This is a genomic window from Neobacillus drentensis NBRC 102427 (assembly GCF_001591445.1).
Classification (GTDB): Bacteria; Bacillota; Bacilli; order Bacillales; family Cytobacillaceae; genus Neobacillus; species Neobacillus drentensis.
Genome location: NZ_BCUX01000067.1, coordinates 1 through 21,679, shown reverse-complemented (window position 1 = coordinate 21,679; position 21,679 = coordinate 1). Strand labels below are relative to the sequence as shown.

Below are 21,679 nucleotides of genomic sequence, written 5' to 3'. Positions count from 1 at the left end.
ACGGGGCCTCCCCAGCCCCTCAGTCAATATAAACGCAGTGTGAATTGTATTGTGAATTCAAGTGCGTTTTCCTATGTTTTTTATAATGTTTGCACCTCTAAAGTAACCCCCCTTAGATTAATATCTAAGGGGGGTTCTTGCTGTTAATTAAAGGTCTCTACCTTAATTGTTTGTTGAATCGGTTTTTGCTGCTGGCTCAAAAAGAAGAACACTCCGAGCAGGACGAGCAGACCGCCGGCAATTTGCCATGGGACGAGATGCTCATTTAATAATAAAACTGCTAGAATTGTAGCGCCGACGGGTTCACCTAAAATACTCATCGAAATAGTTGTTGCATTGACGTAGTTTAAGAGCCAGTTATTAATCACATGGCTGACCGTTGGAACGGTGGCAAGTAACAGGAAAATTCCCCATTCCTTGGCTGGATAGCTAGTTAAGGTAACGCCTGCTGATACGTTATAGATCGTAAGCACGATAGCAGCCGAGAAAAATACACAAAAGCTATATAGCCAATGGGATACTTTTTTCACAACTGATTGGCCAATTAATAGGTAGCCAACGACAGCGATTACGCTAAAAAAGGATAGTAAATCGCCCATAATGGCATCCTTGCTTAAGCCGAAATCTCCCCAGCCAATCATCATGGCGCCAATGATGGCAATCCCCATCGTCATCATCGCGGATAATGTAGTTCGTTCTTTAAATAAGAAAAATCCCCCGACTAACGAGACAATCGGCTGTAAGGCAAGGATGATGGTCGAGCTTGCGACCGTTGTTAATTTCAGGGACCCGAACCATAAAACAAAGTGCAGAGCTAAAAAGAGACCTGAAAAAAATAAAAAGAACCACTCTTTTTTCATGATATTTTTAAATTCACTTCGTTTTTTCCAAACAATGGGCAGCATTAAGATACTGGCAAACCACATCCGGTACATACTCAAAATCGAGGCTGGTGCGTCTGACCATTTCACAAAAATCGCCGAAAATGAAATGGCAATGATGGATATGGTAAGCGGCAGCGCGATTGATCTTGAACCCTCTTCTTGATGTTTCATCATATCCCCCTACGTTTCATGACAGATCTTTTTCAATAAAATAAGACTTTCGTAATCCGAAAGTCATTGCAAATAATTTTTATTATATCACAGAGGGGGGCAAATAACTGATTACTATTATTTTACAAAAAAGCAGAAAGTTAGCTATCCGTAAAGGATGACACATTTTAGCAAACATTGCTTATTTTCATTTTGTGGTAAGAAATCTTTCTTTGTAATTTATTCTTGATCTCAAAATCTAAACAACCTTGCAGTAATAACTCATGGTACCCTAATTGAAAAAAGTGCCATTTCGTTTTAAATTTGGACATAAATAAATAGATTCTCATAATATCTCTCCTTCATTAAATTACAAATCGTAGGAGCCCGTATTCGGAAGCTGGCGAGCATCATCACAGATTTTAGCCCCTATAGCTTTGCGTCACCATTTTTCAATGGTTTTGCCATTATCGTACGATTTATGGAATATATAACTATTATTGGCAGGAAGGCGGATAGACTATTATTTTGTTTTTAATATAGTAATATCGACTCTCCGATTAATTTGCCTGTGTTCGACCGTATCATTTGGATATAGTGGGTTTTGCTCGCCAAACCCGGAAAATTGTAATTTTTTTGACGGAATTCCCTTATCCTCAAAAAAGTATAGAACCGACAAAGCTCGAGCTGCAGATAATTCCCAATTTGATTTGAACTCGTTGTTTGTAATCGGGACGTTATCGGTATGACCCTCAATACTGATTGGATTTTTTACCTGTTTAATTAAATCGAGAAGATCTTTTAAAATGACCAGTGAATCCCCTTTTAGATCTGCTTTTCCGGATTCAAACAAGATGACATCCTTTAAAGATAGTTTTATTCCTTTTGGTTCATCTTTTATGGTGATTACCTTTTCTAAACCTCTTGCTTCTATATAGTCCTCAATTTGCTTCATTAACCCATGTAATTTTTCTGTTTCTGTTTTCTTTTGATCCATCCTCTTCGTGACACCTGTATTATCTTTTTGGATCATGCTGCTCCCTTGTCCGCTTAAGGCTGAATTCATGGAAATCATAATTTGCTGCAGTTTGCCATTGTTTATCGTTCCAGCAGCGAATAAGACGATAAATAAAGCAAGTAATAAGGTAAGAAGGTCTGAATAGGGAATTAACCAGGATTCATCTATGTGTTCTTCATCATCATGCAACAACCGCTTCTTTTTCTTCTTCACTGATCGGTTCCTCCTGCTTTAAACGTGCCTTTGAAGGTAAATAAACAGACAGTTTTCGTTCAACCAATTTTGGAGTCAATCCATCTTGAATGGCTAGCAATCCTTCAATCATCATTATTTTTAAGTCCTGCTCTTTTTTAGAAAGCCGCTTTAATTTATTGGAGATAGGATGCCATAGTACGTATCCGGAAAAAATACCTAAAAGAGTCGCGATAAATGCCGCAGCGATTGAATATCCTAATTTATCCATATCCTTCAAATTTCCTAAGGCTGCTATTAACCCAACAACTGCACCCAAAACCCCTAAAGTAGGAGCGTACATTCCAGCCTGGCTAAAAAGTAAACTGCCAACTTTATGTCTTTCTGCAACTGCCTCTAATTCATCGAATAAAATTTCTTCCATTTGATTTCGGTCACTGCCGTCAATAATCATTTCTAACCCACTTTTTAAAAAAGGATCACCTATGGAATCAGCAATTTCTTCTAAAGCCAACACACCTTCTGTCCTTGCAACAATCGCCCAATCTACCATCCTATCGATTAATTCTGTCTGTGTAGGCAGTTTTGGCTCAAATAATACGATTTTCAATAAGATGGGGAATTTCTTGATTTCACTCATAGGAAATGCTACAAACAGTGTAGCGAAGGTTCCTCCAAATATAATTAAAAAAGCGGCGGGGTTTGCAAGGGACTCCATAGAAACGCCCTTTAGAACCATACCCACACCAATAAAAACAATCGCTAATATTAGACCGATTATGGTTGTCATGAAATTCTCCTTTCCTTTTTTTTCTGGAAAAATTATAATCTCATTGTATTGAGGATTACAAAATTCGACAATAACATATTCTGTGATGGTGGTGTTTGCATATGAAAGTTGGTCAAGGAATTGCGCTCCCGAAAGAAATCTCATTTTCTCAAAAGGAAGCTAAATCAATAGAATCAACACCTTTTCAACAAATTCTTACCGAAAAACAATCAAGCGTTACCAAACAGCATTTAAGTACACTTTTGGAAGGGATTACGAAACAAGGAGAGCGGTTGACCCGGTCACGCTCTTTAAGAGATCTTCATGAATATAAAAAGTTAATCAAATCTTTTTTACAGATGGTAGTTCAACATGGACTCTCATTAGAAGAAACGACATCTTTTGCTTATTCGTCTAGTCGGGAGCGGAAATTAAAGGTAATAAAAGAAATTGACACAAAATTATTAGAGCTTTCAGAAGAAATGGTTAAACAAGAAGACCAGAATATCCGTTTATTAGATAATATAGGGGAAATAAAAGGATTACTGATTGACCTCTATTTGTGAGTTCACTAGTGGAGCACTTCAGGAGGAACGGCATGAAAAAATTTTTAAAAGTATTATTTGTTTGTGTGTTACTGACGGTATTAAGCGGTGGTGGTCTATATTACTATCAACATAACAAAGCCAAAGCAGCTACGATTGATCAGTTGGCTGACCAAACCATCCCAACCAACCAAATTAGTACCAATCTTAATTCAGACAACCTCATTCAAGTTAAGTTCTCCATTGAACTAGACTCAAAGGATACGAAAAAGCAGGCAGAAAAAATTGTCCCCATCATTGAAAGTGATATTATCAAAATCCTTTCGCAGTCAAACAAGGGAGATTTAAAGAATATTGCAGCTTTTGAGGAAAAGGTGAAAAATCAATTAAATGAAAGATTCAGTGACGGAAAAATTGTCCATGTTTATACAACCGAATTACTAATACAGTAAGGAGAGCGGCTATGCTTAGAGGGATTGATACTGCTGCGTCAGGTATGCTAGCAGTACAAAGACGGCAAGAAGCGTTAACGAATAATCTAGCCAATATTGAAACGCCCGGTTACAAAAAGGTAGATACCACTTTACGAGCTTTTCCTGAAGTTTTTCTTGAGCGAATCAATGATTCCAAAACGAGTTCTACAGGGAACGCACCAGGGTTTTCGTGGGTTGGTTCAATGCAGCAGGGAGTGTACGCACAAGAAAATATCTCGAGTTTTCTTCAAGGAGATCTCGTGACAACGAATAACCCATACGATGTAGCGATTGATGATCGGGCTCTAACTCTGAACAAGGGCCAAAAGCCAGGTGTCTTCTTTGCTGCCCTTAATGAAGCTGGCGAAACTCGCTACACACGGAATGGTCGTTTTACGGTCGATGAAACGGGTCATCTTGTTACAGCAGAAGGATGTAAAGTGCTAAACAATCAAGGGAATCCGCTTCTGGTCGATCCTGCACTCGCTTCAAGTGAGGTTTCGATTAGTCCAAAAGGCGAACTAATCCTTAATCCAGATAATCCAGCAAACAGAAAAGTCGTCGACACAATCGGGTTAGTCCTGATTCAAAATCCTAACAATCTGATCAAAGAGGGCAATGGCCTCTTCCGACTGGATGGTCAAAAACCAGCCCCATTGACTGAACTACCTGCAGGTGTCCAGCTCCACCATAAGATGATTGAAAAATCGAATGTTGATCCAACCATGACCATGACCAATATGATGGAGAACGTCCGGCTTTACGAGGCGAATCAGAAGGTGTTGCAGGCATACGACCGTTCCCTTGAGTTATTAAATTCGATTGGAAGAGTATAGAAGGAGATTCACACATGAATAGTTCGCTTTATATTGCCACGAGTGGCCTAAACTCTTATCAAAAAAAGTTAGATACGATTGCGGATAATATTGCTAATGCTGATACGGTGGGATTTAAACGAAGAGAGGCCTCTTTCGAAGAAAACTTAGCCATTTCTATCGAGAACCAAAAAGCAGCTAATCGAGAGATTGGCCGAAAAACCCCTAACGGTATTCGGGTTGGTTATGGAATACATCTGAGCGGAACACAAATGATTTTAGATCAAGGAATTCCAAAAGCAACAAATAATCCCTTGGACTTAATGATTTCCGGGCAGGGATTTTTTCAAGTAGGAAAACAACAAGGGAACCAGACGGAAATTTTCTATACGAGAAATGGTCAGTTTCAAAAAGCTCCAATGGGCGATGGAACCTATCGTTTAGTGAATGCAGAGGGTTATTTTTTACTAGACAAAAATAAGCAGCCTGTGGAAATCGCCAACAACAGTAACTTTTCGGTTAATGAGGCAGGTATAATCCAATCATCTTCTCAACAAATAGCGATGGTTGATTTTTCGAATCCGCAAAAGTTAGTTAATGAAGGCGGTAATATTTTTCGGTTCACGGGAGCAGGCGGTGAGATTCGTTCAAATACCACCTCCACCATCCAGCAGGGATCAATCGAATCTTCCAATGTGGATTTGAGTAAAGAAGTGACGGATATGATGACCACCCAACGCGGATTCCAATTTAACTCACGCTCCATCACTTACGCAGATCAAATGATGGGCATCTCGAACGGGATAATTAGAAGTTAAAAAAAGAGCCATTGACGGCTCTTTTTTCGATTTATAGAACAACTTTCTCTCTGCTTTTATCCCAAAGAATTTTAAATAGTTTTTGCTCGGTCTTTGTGTCTAATCCTAAAAAGTGGACTCCGAAATCATATAGACCGTTTTCGAGTCTTTTCCGCCTTTCGATTTTTCCGACAAAGGAGAAAGTTTCACCCAATTCAAAAAATACCTTAATTTCTTCGACATCGGTTAAATCTTCATACGTAATAAGTCTTATCCCAGAAATACTAATATCGCGGATCGTGCCAAAGAGGACAGAGTCGGGTGAAGCAGGTACTATAAACGTACACTCGTGCTCCCATAAACTAAGCCGAAAGGCGTTTCGACGATTTTTCTTGGGTGGCCTGGCGGTATTTTTTTTTCTAAACGAAAAACTTAATAGAATAATAACTAAGGCTAATATACATAAACCAACGGCAAAATAAGTCGTATCCAATTGGAGCTCCTCTCATCATTTTAGTAATAAAGTAAATTTACCACTATAATCCAATTATGAAAAGACTTTTTGGATTAAACACTTCTTGGTAAAATGTCGTTAATACCTAGTAGATGGACATTGATTCGGAATTCGGATATAGAAGGGGGAAGTAAGGATGAAAATTAGTGACGTGAGTCGATTACAAGGCCTGCAATCCTATAAAAATACGATAAATAATACACAAAAGCAGGACCTTGCGAAAAAAATACAGGTGGATAAAGTTGAGTTCTCTCGGGCTGCACAAGAAAAAATTAGTGTAGAAAAAGAACAAAGAATTCAGGCACTGAAGGAACAAATTCAAAATGGCACCTACAAAGTCGATAGTGAAAAGATTGCTGAAAAATTGCTATCTGCTTGGAGTAGAAGGACGGAAGAATGACGACCTATGTACCGCTCAAAACCATTTTGCATGAGATGATCTTGGTTTATGAAAAATTATTGGAACTGGGGAAAGAAAAACAAGCAGCGATTATCAAAGGCGATCCAGAACTTTTACTTTCGATTTTTCCAATAGAATCGGCTTTATTGAAAGAGATAAGGCAGCTTGAAGAAAAAAGACAAGAGGAAACTCATTCCTATCAATCGCTTTCCTTAAGTCAGATTATTGATCGTAGTTCTTCATTCACAGAAAAGGATGAACTGTTGTTTTACCAAAGTACACTCCAAGCAAAATTAAAGGGCTTAGTGGATCAGCATCAGTTAAACCAACAGTTAATCGAAAATTCGTTAGTTTATATTAATAGTATGCTGGCATTATACACGCAACCCCAAGAACCTTCCTTCACCTATAATGCAGCGAAACATTATCCGAGAGAGAATAGTCATTCAAGAAGTTTCTTTGATGCAAAGGTGTAGAAACTTCGACCAACCAGCAAGGAGTGAACATACATGCGTTCTACATTTCACGGGATTGAAATTGGAAAACGAGCCATTTTTGCCCAGCAAACAGCACTGAGTGTAACCGGACATAATATCGCTAATGCCAATACGGCAGGATATACAAGGCAAAACGCGATTACACAAGCCACAAATCCTCTTTCTTACCCAGGTATGAATGTAGGAAACGGTCCTTTGCAAATTGGAACTGGCGTGGAAACGATCGAAATCAACCGGATCCGCGATTCTTTTTTAGATGGACAGTTTCGCAGTCAAGCTGAACAGCAAGGGTATTGGAATGTAAAGCACGATACGCTTTCGAAAATAGAGGAAACGTTAAACGAACCTACCGATACTGGCTTACAAGCTAGCTTTGATCGTTTCTGGCAATCGTGGGAGGATTTATCGAAAGAACCGGATAGCTTAGCAGCGCGTGCGGCACTGCTTTCCAATGCCACAGCTTTGGTTGGCCGCTTTAATCAAGTCTCTGATTCGATGGGAAATCTAAGCACGGACTTGCAAAATCAGCTTTCTACAAAAACGCAGGAAATGAATAATCTCACGAAGCAAGTGAGTGAATTGAATTTGCAAATTGCGAAAATTACAGCTTCTGGACAGCAGCCCAATGATTTATTGGATCAACGGGATTTGCTGGTTGATAAAATTTCAAAAATGGCTGACATTCAGGTGAAGCCAGCCCAAGCCGGCCATGGAATGGTCGATATTTTCATAGATAATAAATCTTTAGTAAACGGAGATACAAATTACTCTGTTTCGTTTGATAGTAGTAGTAATCAACTTTCATTGGGTGGGACAAACGTATCGTTGAAATCGGGCGAAATCGCGGGAATGGTTGAGTCATTAACTAAGGATATTCCGTCATTTATGTCGAAAATCAATGAGCTTGTCACGGTGTTTAGCAGGGAAGTCAATCAAATTCATACCAATGCCAGTGCCATGAATTTGGATGATATTCAGAATCGGAAAAATGATCCGACCGCCTCACTTGATCAGATTCCTTTTTTTGTAACAAAGAGTGGGACGGGTGATCCGGGAACAGCGGGTGAAATATCCGTTAATCCCCTAATTGTTGCCTCGTTAAATAAAATAGCAGCAGCGCGAGTGGCAAACGTCAGTGATGCAGGTAACGCCAGCGAACTGAACAACTTAAAATTTAAAACTATTTCTTTTTCTAATCAATCGACCACATTGAATAATTTCTATCGGACGATTGTGGGCGATGTCGGCATAAAAACTCAAGAAGCGGAGCAGAGGGAAAACAATTCAGAAATCCTCGTGCAGCAAGCAGAGAGTCAAAGACAGTCTGTATCAGGGGTATCGATTGATGAAGAAATGACGAATATGGTGAAATTTCAGCAATCGTATAATGCTGCATCAAGATACATTTCCGTTATGGATGAGGTGCTGGATAAATTAATTAATGGAACCGGAAGAGTGGGTATTTAGGGAGGGAAATGGATTGCGAATCACGCAAAACATGTTGAGTACTCAGGTGATCAGAAATATTCAAACCAATTATCGTTCACTGAGTCGTTATCAGGAACAAATTGCGTCGGGTAAAGCGATTAATAAAGTCTCCGATGATCCTGTGAAATCGGTACAAATCATGTCCTATCGGTCGGCGTTAACGGAAACCGAACAATTTAAACGCAATGCAGAAGATGGCTTGAATTGGCTCGAAACAACGGATCGTGCGCTCGATGATTTAACACAGGTTATGCAAAAAGTGAGAGAACTTACGGTACAAGGCAGCAATGGTGTGAATAACAAGGACTCCTTAGAATCGATTGCGAAAGAATTAAAGGCATTAAAAGGAAACCTTGGCGATATCGCCAATACCCGGCTCGGCGACCGATTCTTGTTTGCCGGAACCGCAACCGATACTGCACCATTTGAGAATGGCGAATTTACGAGTACAAATAGTGATCCTCTTTCTTGGAATGTCGGCCAGGGCATTTATATGAAGGTCAATGTCAATGGGACGGATATATTCAAATTTCAAGCGGGTGGGTTAAATCTAGCGGATACGGTCGAAAAAATCGCTGGGGAACTGGAAGCGGGCAATGATCCGGAACAGTACTTAGATCATTTGGATAAGCAAATGAACAATCTGCTGGCCCACCGCTCGATTGTCGGCTCGAATGTGAATCAATTAGAAATGATGGTCAATCGCTTAGATCAAACCGTGCTTTCGACGAAAAGCATGCTGTCGAAGACAGAAGATGCAGATTTGGCAGAGATAATCACAAATTTTACCACGCAACAAACAATTCTTAATGCCGCGTTGTCTTCTGGTGCAAGAGTGATTCAGCAAACGTTGGTGGATTTTTTACGGTAAATAATAGGGGTGCTCCGAAATTCGATTTCGGGGTGCTTTTTTTGTTTTCTAGTTGAGCGTAAGCAGGGCTGAAAATTGAATTCGCTGATAGAATGCTAAAATTCGCTGATAGAATAGTTAAATTCGCTGATAGAATACTCAGATTTGCTGATAGAACGGTTAAATTCGCTGATAGAATACAATTTTTGTGTGTTTTAGGTTCTTCAGAGTGATTAGAACTAGGATTGGAGCACCAAATTTCTAAAAAATCGAGTGAATGGTCGCAAATAATTCCCCATTTCGTTCATTTTTTCTTATTCTCTACAAAAAGTGCAATCAATCCCGAAAAAATATTAAAAAACCCACTTCATACCCTCTCCATAGTTGGAAAAAGGTCGTTAATTAATAGTAGAAAGACAAGAAAACAAGTTATACATAAACGACTAGGAGGAATATTAAAATGAGAATCAATCACAACATTTCCGCATTAAATGCTTACCATCAATTAAGCGCAAACTCAGCTTCCGCATCAAAAAACTTAGAAAAATTATCTTCAGGTTTACGGATCAACCGTGCTGCCGATGATGCAACTGGTCTAGCAATCTCTGAAAAAATGAGAGCACAAATCCGCGGCTTGGATCAAGCTTCACGTAATGCACAAGATGGTATTTCTTTAATCCAAACAGCTGAAGGCGCCATGAACGAAACACACAGCATCTTACAACGTGTTCGTGAATTAGCAAACCAAGCAGCAAATGGAACTTCAACCACACAAGATAAACAAAATATCCAAACAGAAGTAAACCAATTAATCGATGAAATTGATCGTGTAGCTGGTGATACTGAATTTAACAGCTTTAAAATTCTAAATGGTGATATCTCAAAAACTGCTAAATTTGCTCAATCAACAGGCGGTTCGGTTGATAATGTAGTTGCTTCTGCTACGGCTGCTGCTGGAACAACTACTGTCACAATGTCTGGTCCATTAGGAGGAGATAGAGAATCAATTTGGCAAACAGGAGTATTAAAAGATTACAATACAGGCACTGCTGCAGCTACAAACGGCGGAACAAAAATGACTGATCTAGGTGATGGGACAGCAAACTATGGCCTCCAAGTTGGCGATGAAATCAGTCTTTCAGCAGTTGTTGGAGGCGAAATAAAATCATCTGTTTATGTTGTTACAGCAGAAAGCACATTAGATGATTTTATGTCTTCTGTTAAAAATGCATTAGGTGCTGCTGATGTAAAAGTGGCAACAGCTGCTGTAGGTGTTGATGCCTTAGCTAAGGGCCTTGACGGAGCAGCTACTACCGTTGATTCATTGGTCATTTCAGGTCAATTAGGTGCCGCAAATGATATTAGTTCTATTAGTGTTAAAGCGACATCATCAGATGGTATTGCTCGTTCTGCGTTCGATACTACAATGAGTGGTGGAACTAATGGTGCTCTAGAACAACTTCAAGTAGCTGCAAACAAAGGTGACTTCATAGCACAGGTTGATGTAGGTACAGATGGTGCAACTGCTGGAGATGGAAGAATTGCTGTTCGTTCTAACTCAGTGGTCAAAGTTTCTAATCTCCAATTATCCTTTAAAGATACGATTAAAGCAGGAGATATATCCACTATTACAGTAGGTTCAGCTAATAACACTGTTTCCATCCATGTGGGTGCGAATTCAGGGCAAACATTGGAAATTGGTATTAATTCAATGGATTCAGTGGCATTAGGCTTAAAAAGTAATGGTGTGAATATTTCGCTTATGAGTGAAGTTAGTGCAGAGGGTGCATTAAAAGTTTTAGATGGTGCAATCAGCACTGTTTCATCTGAACGGTCTAAATTGGGAGCAATTCAAAATCGTCTAGAACACACAATTAACAGCCTAGGAACTTCTTCTGAAAACTTAACGGCAGCTGAATCTCGTTTAAGAGATGTTGATATGGCCAATGAAATGATGCAATTTACGAAAAATAACATTCTTTCTCAAGCAGCACAATCCATGCTTGCACAAGCTAACCAACAGCCTCAAGGTGTATTACAGCTTCTTCGTGGATAATAAGTTTTTTGTGAAATTTAAAAAGAGTCTCTTGAAGGAGAGACTCTTTTTAACCTATCAATCAATGTCAATACGAATCGAGAATTTTTTTATTCTCTAAATCTGTGAAAAGGGTCGAATTTAATAGAAGGCCTTTTCGCAAATCTCTTTATCCATAATGGAGGAAAAGGTATGCATAAAGTAAAAAAGAAGCTTTCTTTAGCTGTTTTGCTCATATTGACTTTGCAATTATTTTCACCCATTGCTTCTGCATTTGCAGCAAGCAACCCAAATGCACCTGTAAATCTTCGCTATTCTCTTGATGGGTATGATAATGTCATATTAAATTGGGATGTAGTAAGTGGTACAAGTGGCTATCGCGTTTATGAAATAGTTGGAGAAAGTAAGGTTTTTATCAATCAAACAAAGTACAATAATAGCTATATTTCAGCCGTTTTAGAGGGAACACATAATTACGCTGTTTCAGCCGTTAATAGTTCAGGAGAGTCTGTAATATCATCACCATTAAAGGTTGAAATTAACTATCCAAAGATGCAGCCACCCAATGGTTTAACCTCCAGCATAGTTAACGGTAATGATGTTTTACTAAAATGGAATCCAGTTGAATTCGCAACAGCCTATAGTGTTTATGAATTAAAAAATGGTCAAAGAGAGTTGCTGGTTAAAACTCCCCAAACAAATCAAAGCTTTATTAATGTCTTAGAGGGTAAACATGATTACGAAATAACATCTTATAATGCAAAATTTGGTGAATCAAAGTCAAGTTTAATCACTGTAAATGTAGTTTATCCCGAAATGGCACCGCCTAGTAACCTTTCAACATATATTGATGACATTAATAATGTTAGCTTAAGTTGGCAAAAAGCACTTTATGCTACTTCTTATAATGTTTATCAAATTGTAAATGGAGAAAGAAAACTAATTACAACTACAACTACTACAAATCAATATTTAGCAAGCTTAGCTGAAGGCGAAAAAAATTATGAAGTAACCTCTTACAGTTCTAGATTTGGAGAATCACCTTTAGGGGCCAAAAGTACTGTAAATATAGCATATCCAGAAATGCTTCCACCAGCGCAATTCTACTCTTACTTCTATAATGGAAATGATTTATCGCTTATGTGGTCTTCAATAAAATATGCAGATAGTTATAAAGTTTATCAAATTATAGATGGTCAAAAGAATTTACTTACTACCACTCAAAGTCGCTCATACTACTTGAGTAACCTCCCCGAAGGAGATTACACATTTGAAATTGTAACTGTTAGTAATCGTTTTGGAGAATCAGTACCTAAAACATATAATGTATCGGTTGTATATCCTGAAATGCAAGCTCCAAAAGTTATATTAATAAAGGATTCTTATAATAGTGCGTTAATTGGTTGGCCTGATGTACCAAATGCAAAAGAATATGATGTTTATGAATTAATAAATGGAGAACCTACCTTAATAAAAACAACAACAAGCACTTCTCACTATGTATATAATTTAGTGCAAGGAAAACATGAATATACTGTCATTGCGAAGTCTGATCGTTTCGGTTCATCTTCCTATTCTAATGTAGTAGCGTTCGAAGTAGCTCCTTTATTACCAGCACCAAAACCAAGCGCCCCAGAAGTAAAAGGTGATTCTGTCACTCTTACCTGGGAACCAGTCGAAGAAGCAGACAAGTACAATGTATACAAAGAAGTAGACGGAGAACGTGTTTTAGTTGGAACTACAACTGATCCAACCATTACAGTAGATACTCCAGAAGAAAATGGTACACATGAGTACTTAATCGTGCCAGTAACCAAAGATGGAATTGAATCGATTGACTATGCAACAGTTGAAGTTGTGATCGACAAACCTTCCGATGTTACAGCACCAGTTACGGTAGCTGACACAACTGATCAATGGTCAAAAGAGGATGTTTCCGTCAAGCTTACGGCAACAGACGATTTAAGCGGTGTTAAGAGCACCTATTACTCTATTAACCATTCAGAGTTCGTCGAAGGAACACAACTAACAATCGAACAAGAAGGCATTAACACGATTTCATTCTATAGCGTTGATAATGCTGGAAACGTTGAAAAAGTAAAATCTGTAGATGTGAAAATCGACAAAAAAGCGCCGGAAACGGTGATCAATGCGAGTGCGTATTGGTATAAGGATAAGGTTGATTTAGAATTAACAGCAGTCGATGATCTTTCCGGAGTAAAAGCAAGCTACTACTCTGTTGATAACGGAGCTTTTGCTGAAGGATCACAATTTAGCATTGACGAAGTAGGCATTCATACTGTTACTTTCTATAGCGTTGACAATGTTGGTAACGTTGAAGAAGCAAGAACAGTCGAAGTGAAAATCGACAAACAAGCGCCAAAAACTACTGCCGAGGTAAAAGATAGTAGTTTGGTGGAATTTACAGCAACTGATGATCTTTCGGGAGTTCAAGCAACCTATTACTCCGTAAACGGTTCTGATTTTAAAGAAGGCACAAGCATTGAGGTTGACCAAGCAGGAGTAAATGCTATTACTTTCTACAGTGTCGACAAGGCTGGAAATGTAGAAGACAAGCAAACAATTGAAGTAAAAGTAGATAAAACTGCTCCTACTACTGTAAGTAATATCGAGGATCAATGGTACACAGAAGCTGTGAATGTTGAGTTGACAGCTACTGACGACCTAAGCGGCGTAAAAACAACCTACTATTCAATCGATGGAGCTGAAAACAGCGAAGGCACAATCTTCACGATCGAAAAAGAGGGCACACATACAGTTACTTTTTACAGTGTAGATAATGCAGGTAACATTGAAGACAAAAACACAGTAGAATTAAAAGTAGATAAAACCGCTCCTACAACCGTAACGAATGTCGGAGATCAATGGTACACAGAAGCAGCGAAAGTAGAGCTAACAGCAACCGATGATCTAAGCGGTGTGAAAGCAACCTACTATTCTATCGATGGCGCTGAATTCAGCGAAGGAACAAGCGTAACCTTAGAAAAAGAAGGCATCCACACTCTAACTTACTACAGTGTAGATAATGCCGGTAATACAGAAAATAAAAACACAGTAGAAGTAAAAGTAGATAAAACTGCCCCTACTACTGTTAGTAATGTCGAGGATCAATGGTACACAGAAGCAGTGAATGTTGAGCTGACAGCAACTGATGACCTAAGCGGTGTGAAAGCAACTTACTATTCTATCGATGGTGCTGAGTTCAGCGAAGGCACAAGCTTGGCCCTAGAAGAAGAAGGCATCCACACTCTAACTTACTACAGTGTAGATAATGCGGGTAATACCGAAAATAAAAACACTGTAGAAGTAAAAGTAGATAAAACAGCTCCTACAACAGTAAGTAATGTTGAGGATCAATGGTACACAGAAGCAGTGAATGTTGAGCTGACCGCAACTGATGACCTAAGTGGAGTAAAAGCAACCTACTATTCTATTGATGGCTCTGAGTTTACCGAAGGCACAAGCGTGGTTGTAGAAGAAGGTGCTCACAAGCTAACTTTTTATAGCGTCGACAACGCTGGAAATATCGAAGACAAGCATACAGCCGAAATAAAAGTAGATAAAACAGCACCTGTCACTGCAAGTAGTATCGAGGATAAATTGTACACAGATTCCGCAAATGTTAAGCTGACTGCAAGCGATGAGTTAAGTGGAGTAAAAGCAACTTATTATTCAATTGATGGCGCTGAATTCAAAGAAGGCACCACCTTTACTGTAGAACCAGAAGGAGTTCACACAGTTACTTTTTACAGTGTCGACAATGCTGGAAATATCGAAGACAAGCATACAGTCGAAATTAAGGGCGATAAAATTGCACCAGTCACAATAAGTAATGTAGAGGATAAATGGTATACAGATAAGGCGAATGTCGTGCTGAAAGCAAGTGATGATGTAAGCGGCGTAAATGCAACCTATTATTCTATCGATGGCTTAGTGTTCAGCAAAGGCACAACCTTCACGATTGAAAAAGAAGGCAAACATACAGTAACATTCTACAGCGTTGATAATGCGGGAAATATCGAGGAAAAGCATACCGTTGAAGTAAAAGTAGATAAAACAGCGCCAACTATTAAGGTAGATTTCCCAACAGAATACGCACTAGGATCTGTTTTAAACCTAAAATATGAGGCAACCGATAATCTATCAGGCATTAAAGAAAGCTTTGTCGAAGTCAATGGTGTTAAGAACACAACAGGAAAAATCACTTTTGACAAACCTGGCGTGAATACAATTAAGATCACAGCTATAGACAATGCAGGATTAAAAACAGTTGTAGAAAAAAAGGTTTCCACATATATTCTAGCGACCATTGAAGTAACACCGAAAGTCATCAATGGTAACAAAGGAGACTTTACGGTTAGGGCGACATTACCTAAAGGATACAGTTTCGAAAAAGTCGACTTAACAACAGTAACTATTAATAACGTCAACGCACTTAACGATAGCAAAGGCCTAGAAAACCAAGCGAAAAAAGGCCAATTTAAATTTGATCGAGAAGATTTTGTTTGGGATGAGAAACAAGAGAGATTAGTCTTCCGTGCAATGGTTGATGGAGTTCTTGTCGTAGGAAGCACAACTGTCGATGTCATTAACAATCAAAAAAATAATGACAAAGACGATTGCAAAGGTAAGAAAGAAGAGCAACAAAAAGATAAGGACAAAGGCGACTGCAAAGACAAGAAAGAAGAGCAACAAAAAGATAAGGACAAAGACGATTGCAAAGATAAGAAAGAAGAGCAACAAAAAGATAAGGACAAAGGCGACTGCAAAGATAAAGACGATGATCAGCAAAATAATACTAAAAAAGAATGCGACAATAACTGGCTTTCCTTGTTAAATAGCTTGTTAAAGATGATGAAATAATAAAAAAAGAGGATGTTCCAAAAGCTTGTCTTTTGGGACATCCTCTTTCTGTGTTCTGGGAAAATTTAAGTAAGATTTTACTAAATGAGACACCTCAAGCGCAAGCGGGTGCTTTCGCTTTTCTTACTATACAAGGGTACCGAAGAAATTGTTCACGCCTTTTACCCAATGATTATTTAATCCAGTGGGGTCATTATTAGCGCCAACTGGTGCATATTTGGCACCGATTTTTGCAATAGAATCCAGTCCTTTATCTAAATAATTTTTCCGTAAATTTCTTGCCATATCACTAATACTTTCTGCAACGGAGTCATAATGTCTAAGGCCATTTTTACCCATCATACCGGCAATATTATTTTTTTCATAAGCGGCCTGAGACTTGCCATTACCTGTTTCATGCATGGCGACGGAGGCTAATAAATTCGGATTAATATTGTATGTTCTGCCAGCTTCTACGAACTGTTCCCCGAGATTGCTTAATTTCCCTTTTAGCGTCGAATTCAATTTCTCTAAAGATCCTTCTGAAAAATCCAAGCTTGTGGTGGATTTTAAAATATGCGAAAAGTCCTTGATGTTATCAAGAATTGGAGAGGTGCCTGCCAAAATACTCCCATTTGAAAGTTGTGGTTGAGGAGGATTGGAGGATTCCCCTTCAAGTAATATCGATTGTAAAATCGCTTGAAAAAAATCACTGCTAGGAATTTGCTGATTTGCACTAGTCAACTTTGGAAGATTGGTCGATATAGAAAGTAGAGCTATATTTTTAAACCAATCGGAAGATATGGGACTTATACTCATAGTTTAATGCTCCTGTAGTTTGACTTCTTTTCTACTATTTTACACCTTTTCTAATATGAGGTAAATCCTATCGGAATACTTTGTTAAAAATTTTTTTAAAAAAAAGGCACTTACGCTTTTTCAATAATCAACCTCCACTTGAAAGGAGAAAATTTTGTGATTTCATCGGCTTCATTGAATCCTAGTCAACACAAAATATCAAATAAAACTAGCGGTACTAAACTAGATGATCAGACAGCATGCTCATTTTTGGAGTTATTGAATGGGTTAAAAAATGAGCCGGAGCAGGATTCAAGTAATAATCTCCCTTCCATGGTGAGCTCGTTGTTCAGTCCAATCAATGAGGATACCACTGAATCTATTAAACTAGGAGAACAGGCGGATCATCAGGAAGAACATTCTAAAACCGAGCAGCCAACGAGAGAAGATTTGATTTCTTTTATAAGTTTATTGTTCAAAACTGACATCAATCCAAACAATCCTACACTTTCTCAATTTGAAAAAGAATTACAAAACATCAATCCAAGCAAGTCAACACTTGCCCGTTTAGAAAAAGAATTACATAAAACAGGTCAACAACTAGAAACCATCCCCTTTGAAAAAATGGTAAAGCTGCTCGCAGATGCGGCTGTACCAGTTAAAGAAGGGATATCCACACCTCAACTCGGACAAAAAGCGGTGGAGGATTCGCTCAAACTTAAGCAAAACGGAAATGTGCCAGCGCCTGATTTTGAATTTCAGCCAAAGTTTGAAGGAAAAGAAGTTATTTTTCAATCGATTCACCCGAACGGCGGAGGCCCAGTAGTTACTGGTAAGAGTGAACAGTCACCGATCCCAAAGGTTTCTGTTCAGCAATTTTTCTCGGAAGTCATCGAGTTAGTCAAGAATCATGCGAGTCTCAAAAAGGCATCAGAGTTCATGGAGGCGAAATTCTCACTGACTCCTGATAAGCTCGGTGAAATTGATGTGAAATTGTCCATCCATAAAGGACAAGTAGCTGCTCACTTTACCGCTGAAACACTCATCGGTAAAGAAACACTAGAATCGCAAATCTCTTTATTGCGCACATCGCTTCAGCAACAAGGGCTACACGTCGATAAAATAGAAATTTCCTTAGGCGGACAAGGATTACAGCATTCTTTTTCACAGCAAGAAGAAAAATCACGGCAGGACCAATCCCAACAGCGACTTTTGAAAAAGAAAATCAATATTGAGGAGTTTTATCAAAGCCATTCGACGATCGAAGAGTATAAGCAGAGTGGAACTGAAAACACGATTAATATTCTAGCCTAAAAAAGGGGAAAGAACTATGAACACGATTAACTCTTTAAATATGACAACGAGCACGAAATCATCCAAACAACAGGGCCAAGTAGATAAAGATCTTTTCCTGCAAATTCTAACAACCCAATTACGAAACCAAGATCCAACCCAGCCAATGGATGACCGTGAAATGATTGCGCAAATGGCACAATTTAGTACACTTGAACAAATTTCTAACTTGAATCAGGCATTTAATCAATTTATCGATAGTCAGCAAGTAGATATTAGCCGTTATTCTACTATGATGAATAAAGAAGTATCATGGACCGATGATGTCACTGGCCAGCAAGACAGTGGCGTTGTTAAAGGTATTATCAAAAAAGATGATCAATTCTTCTATCAAGTGAATGACGAAGAGATTCCAGTTGGAAATATTATTTCCGCTAAAGATATAGCATCACAAAGCTAATAAAAATCAGGAGGTAACAAACATGCTGCGTTCACTAAATTCAAGTGTATCTGGGATGAAGGGTTTCCAAAATAAATTAGATGTGATTGGTAACAACATCGCTAACGTCAATACAATCGGATATAAGAAAAGCCGGATTATATTTCAAGATGTGCTAAGTCAAACGGTGCGCGGCGGTTCCACTGCCAATGCTAATTTAGGGGGAACGAATCCTGTACAAATTGGCTTGGGGGTAAAGACGGCCTCAGTTGATACCATTCACACACCTGGCAGCCCGACTACTACGAACCTGTCTTCTGATTTATATATCGATGGAAATGGTTTCTTCGTGGTACAAAATGATAGTGGGTCCAAATATCTGACAAGAGCAGGTAATTTTGACCGCGACGGTCTTGGCAATCTCGTCACCCCGCAGGGCTATAAAGTTCTGGGTGAAGATCCTATTACTAAAAAATTTGGACCGATTAATATCGACTCTACTAAGTATGTTTCTTACACGATCGATTTTAATGGGGTTATTAAAGGTGTAGAAGCCGATGGGACAACCAAAGACATTGCTACGCTTGGTACGGTTGTGGTTTCCAATCCGGCTGGTTTGAAAAAAGTGGGCGGCTCCATGTATGAGCTTTCAGGGAATGCTGAAACAAAGGTTGATCCATTGACAAATACTATCACAGTGCCAACGATAGATGACCTAATGGAGAAACGGAATATTACCAAAGCCGGTCAAATTGTCTCCGGTCAGCTGGAAATGTCCAATGTCGACCTCTCAGAAGAAATTACCGAAATGATTATCGCCCAGCGTGCTTTTCAGGCAAATGCCAAAGTGATTACCGTATCAGATTCTATTTTAGAAGAGTTAGTGAATTTAAAACGATAATAGACTAGTAAACTCATACAAGTAACAATAGTGCTAGACCATTTTCAATTTTAAGTGTTAGTATTTAAAGGGAAAGTAAACTACTTTCCCTTTGAATGATTTTACGGCGGTGAGGAAAACACGATGACTTTATATGAAAATACCAAAGACGTGAAAGTATATGATTTTAAAAAAGCACTCCGATTATCAATGGAACAAGTTCGCGTGCTAACACGAATTCATGATAATTTTGCTTATCAACTGGCTTCCGCCATTTCAACGCAATTAAGGACGATCGTTCAAGTGGACGTGCTGTCCGTTAATCAAATGATCTATGAAGAGTTTATTAAACAACTGCCACCCTTCACAATTTTAAATATCTTTGAAACCCCGGAAAAGGGGCAAATGATTATGGAATTAAAGTCGCAGCTGGCGTTTGCCATTATTGATCGCTTATTAGGCGGCCGGGAGTTGCCTGCCATTTCGGAGGAAAAAACAACCTTAACACAAATCGAGAATAAAATTCTTCATAATCTTTTTGAGGGGTTTGTTGAAAATCTCCAAAAATCGTGGAAAGATTTAATGAATGTAAATTTGAAGGTTGTTGAGATTGAAACCAATCCACAATTTTTACAAGTAGCCATTCCAAATGAAACCGTCATTGTGATCGCCTTCCATATCAAAATCGGTGAAATCACGGAATTGATGCATATTTGCATTCCTTATATTATTTTAGAACCATTTCTGCCCAAATTATCATCCTATCAATTATTCTCGACCCGTAGTAAAACCAATAGTCCGCAGGAATCAAATTTGTTAAAATCAAAACTGCAAGGGCTTGAAATTCCTGTAAGTGTAGAGTTGGGGCGTTCAACCATCTCAATTGAAGAATTTCTATCGTTGAATGTGGGCGATATCGTCCAGCTCGAGCAGCTTTATGAGGAACCATTAAAAGCAATGGTTGGTAAAGACGTGAAATTTTTAGTCAAACCAGGTATGAAAAAGACGCGCCTAGCCGCAGAAATTGAAACTGTTTTCGAAAAAGAGGGTAAAAAAGATGAGTTATGATGGGAAAATTTCAAAAGAAGAATTAGAAGCTCTATTAGGCGAAAAACAAGAGGAAACAAAACCGTTTTTATTTAAGGATTTAGAAGAACAACCCCTCAAAGGCGGAGGAGAGGAATCGGTCAATTTAAACCTCCTCATGGATATTAATCTAGAAATAGTCGTTGAGCTGGGGAGAACAAAAAAGAGGATAAACGAAATTTTAGAGCTGTCCCAAGGTTCGATTATTGAATTGGACCGTGTGTCAGGTGAGCCAGTCGATTTATTAATTAACGGAAAAGTAGTCGCCAAAGGGGAAGTCGTCGTCATCGATGAATATTTTGGTGTCCGGATAACAGAGATTATTAGTAAGAAGATTAATTAATAATAAAAAGGGTTGATTCTAAGAATCAGTCCACAGATTGTCGAGAAAGGGTCATTTTCTCGGCAATTTTTTATTTGTCTGAATCTAAAATACCGATTTTTTATTTATTTATTGTCTCTGAAACTGGCCGGTTGATTTCCGCTCCGGGCACTCGCTTTCCGCGGGGAGGTCCTGGAGCCTCCTCGGCGCTATGGCGCCTGAGGGGTCTCCAGTGACCTCTCTATCCCGCAGGAGTCGAGTGCCCTCCGCTCCAATCAACAGGGTTCCAAATTAACCCAAAGAATTACAACACACTTTTTCTAGACTTGCTAAATGCGTTGCAATCTTTTTTATTTTGGCAGGTAGCAGAGTAACTCCTTTTTATTGACCCCGTCAGTGATTTTATAACGGGAACAGACTTTATAAACCCTTCTTACTGACCTCGACTCTTTTGGATTAACATTAAAATCATTGCTTATTCTTTATTTTTTTTATAAGTAGAAAGTCTTAAATGAATATTACACTCTGTTGATTGGCGCGGAAGGCACGAAGACTCCTGCGGGAGTACGGG

The 21,679-nt window shown here is 38.8% G+C and carries 19 protein-coding genes, 1 pseudogene and 1 riboswitch; of the genes and pseudogenes, 15 read left to right on the top strand and 5 right to left on the bottom strand.

The annotated features are described in order from the left end of the window. Positions 1 to 143: 143 nt before the first annotated feature. The 3 genes from BDR01S_RS22020 to motA all read right to left on the bottom strand — a co-directional run bounded on the left by BDR01S_RS22020 (position 144) and on the right by motA (position 3,034). Positions 144 to 1,055 carry a DMT family transporter gene (locus tag BDR01S_RS22020; protein ID WP_066259230.1) on the bottom strand — a complete coding sequence of 304 codons (912 nt, stop codon included), beginning with the start codon at positions 1,053 to 1,055 and terminating at the stop codon, positions 144 to 146. A gap of 371 nt (positions 1,056 to 1,426) precedes the next feature. Further along, positions 1,427 to 1,510, bottom strand: a riboswitch (cyclic di-GMP riboswitch). Between the two features lie 47 nt (positions 1,511 to 1,557). Beyond that, positions 1,558 to 2,265, bottom strand: a complete 708-nt coding sequence (locus BDR01S_RS22015; RefSeq protein ID WP_066259227.1) for an OmpA/MotB family protein — start codon at positions 2,263 to 2,265, stop codon at positions 1,558 to 1,560. Then, positions 2,234 to 3,034, bottom strand: a complete 801-nt coding sequence (gene motA, locus BDR01S_RS22010) for a flagellar motor stator protein MotA (RefSeq protein ID WP_066259225.1) — start codon at positions 3,032 to 3,034, stop codon at positions 2,234 to 2,236. The genes BDR01S_RS22015 and motA overlap by 32 nt, the downstream gene beginning before the upstream one ends. A 101-nt stretch (positions 3,035 to 3,135) precedes the next feature. Here motA and BDR01S_RS22005 point away from each other — a divergent pair, with 101 nt between their 5' ends. Genes BDR01S_RS22005 through BDR01S_RS21990 form a run of 4 tightly spaced genes read left to right on the top strand, consistent with a single transcriptional unit; the run spans position 3,136 to position 5,664 of the window. Then, positions 3,136 to 3,579, top strand: a complete 444-nt coding sequence (locus tag BDR01S_RS22005) for a YaaR family protein (RefSeq protein WP_066259222.1) — start codon at positions 3,136 to 3,138, stop codon at positions 3,577 to 3,579. Positions 3,580 to 3,611: 32 nt separating this feature from the next. Continuing rightward, positions 3,612 to 4,010, top strand: a complete 399-nt coding sequence (locus BDR01S_RS22000) for a flagellar basal body-associated FliL family protein (RefSeq protein ID WP_066259219.1) — start codon at positions 3,612 to 3,614, stop codon at positions 4,008 to 4,010. A gap of 11 nt (positions 4,011 to 4,021) precedes the next feature. Continuing rightward, positions 4,022 to 4,867 (top strand): flagellar hook-basal body protein, encoded by an 846-nt coding sequence (locus BDR01S_RS21995; protein WP_066259214.1) that lies wholly within the window; start codon positions 4,022 to 4,024, stop codon positions 4,865 to 4,867. Between the two features lie 14 nt (positions 4,868 to 4,881). Continuing rightward, positions 4,882 to 5,664 carry a flagellar hook-basal body protein gene (locus tag BDR01S_RS21990; protein WP_066259211.1) on the top strand — a complete coding sequence of 261 codons (783 nt, stop codon included), beginning with the start codon at positions 4,882 to 4,884 and terminating at the stop codon, positions 5,662 to 5,664. Between the two features lie 31 nt (positions 5,665 to 5,695). Here the strand turns inward: BDR01S_RS21990 and BDR01S_RS21985 are convergent, their stop codons facing one another. Further along, positions 5,696 to 6,136, bottom strand: coding sequence for a PilZ domain-containing protein (locus BDR01S_RS21985; RefSeq protein WP_066259206.1), 441 nt, complete (start codon positions 6,134 to 6,136; stop codon positions 5,696 to 5,698). 157 nt (positions 6,137 to 6,293) lie between these two features. Here BDR01S_RS21985 and flgM point away from each other — a divergent pair, with 157 nt between their 5' ends. The 6 genes from flgM (at position 6,294) to BDR01S_RS21955 (ending at position 16,311) form a co-directional block, all read left to right on the top strand. Next, complete coding sequence (flgM, locus tag BDR01S_RS21980; protein ID WP_066259204.1) at positions 6,294 to 6,557, top strand: flagellar biosynthesis anti-sigma factor FlgM; 264 nt, start codon at positions 6,294 to 6,296, stop codon at positions 6,555 to 6,557. After that, complete coding sequence (locus BDR01S_RS21975; RefSeq protein WP_066259201.1) at positions 6,554 to 7,033, top strand: flagellar protein FlgN; 480 nt, start codon at positions 6,554 to 6,556, stop codon at positions 7,031 to 7,033. Before flgM ends, BDR01S_RS21975 begins: the two co-directional genes overlap by 4 nt. A gap of 33 nt (positions 7,034 to 7,066) precedes the next feature. Then, positions 7,067 to 8,521, top strand: a complete 1,455-nt coding sequence (flgK, locus tag BDR01S_RS21970; RefSeq protein ID WP_066259199.1) for a flagellar hook-associated protein FlgK — start codon at positions 7,067 to 7,069, stop codon at positions 8,519 to 8,521. Then, the gene (flgL, locus tag BDR01S_RS21965) at positions 8,496 to 9,413 is read left to right on the top strand and encodes a flagellar hook-associated protein FlgL (protein WP_082797538.1); all 918 of its coding nucleotides are present in this window, start codon (positions 8,496 to 8,498) and stop codon (positions 9,411 to 9,413) included. The genes flgK and flgL overlap by 26 nt, the downstream gene beginning before the upstream one ends. Before the next feature lie 439 nt (positions 9,414 to 9,852). Beyond that, positions 9,853 to 11,448 (top strand): flagellin N-terminal helical domain-containing protein, encoded by a 1,596-nt coding sequence (locus BDR01S_RS26595; protein ID WP_066259193.1) that lies wholly within the window; start codon positions 9,853 to 9,855, stop codon positions 11,446 to 11,448. A gap of 171 nt (positions 11,449 to 11,619) precedes the next feature. Continuing rightward, a complete protein-coding gene (locus BDR01S_RS21955) occupies positions 11,620 to 16,311 on the top strand; it encodes an OmpL47-type beta-barrel domain-containing protein (RefSeq protein ID WP_066259190.1) in 4,692 nt (1,563 codons plus the stop codon). 126 nt (positions 16,312 to 16,437) lie between these two features. On the opposite strand, the gene BDR01S_RS21950 is transcribed toward BDR01S_RS21955, so the two are convergent. Next, positions 16,438 to 17,109, bottom strand: a complete 672-nt coding sequence (locus BDR01S_RS21950; protein ID WP_066259188.1) for a glucosaminidase domain-containing protein — start codon at positions 17,107 to 17,109, stop codon at positions 16,438 to 16,440. 156 nt (positions 17,110 to 17,265) lie between these two features. Here BDR01S_RS21950 and BDR01S_RS21945 point away from each other — a divergent pair, with 156 nt between their 5' ends. From BDR01S_RS21945 to fliN, 5 genes and pseudogenes are all read left to right on the top strand, one after another. Beyond that, positions 17,266 to 18,402 carry a flagellar hook-length control protein FliK gene (locus BDR01S_RS21945; protein ID WP_066259183.1) on the top strand — a complete coding sequence of 379 codons (1,137 nt, stop codon included), beginning with the start codon at positions 17,266 to 17,268 and terminating at the stop codon, positions 18,400 to 18,402. 16 nt (positions 18,403 to 18,418) lie between these two features. Continuing rightward, complete coding sequence (locus BDR01S_RS21940; protein WP_066259182.1) at positions 18,419 to 18,841, top strand: flagellar hook capping FlgD N-terminal domain-containing protein; 423 nt, start codon at positions 18,419 to 18,421, stop codon at positions 18,839 to 18,841. A gap of 22 nt (positions 18,842 to 18,863) precedes the next feature. Beyond that, positions 18,864 to 19,721 (top strand): flagellar hook-basal body complex protein, encoded by an 858-nt coding sequence (locus tag BDR01S_RS21935; RefSeq protein WP_066259181.1) that lies wholly within the window; start codon positions 18,864 to 18,866, stop codon positions 19,719 to 19,721. Positions 19,722 to 19,844: 123 nt separating this feature from the next. Continuing rightward, the gene (fliM, locus tag BDR01S_RS21930; RefSeq protein ID WP_066259176.1) at positions 19,845 to 20,768 is read left to right on the top strand and encodes a flagellar motor switch protein FliM; all 924 of its coding nucleotides are present in this window, start codon (positions 19,845 to 19,847) and stop codon (positions 20,766 to 20,768) included. A gap of 112 nt (positions 20,769 to 20,880) precedes the next feature. After that, a pseudogene (gene fliN / locus BDR01S_RS26350) lies at positions 20,881 to 21,129 on the top strand (flagellar motor switch protein FliN); the annotation flags it as partial. Positions 21,130 to 21,679 lie beyond the last annotated feature (550 nt).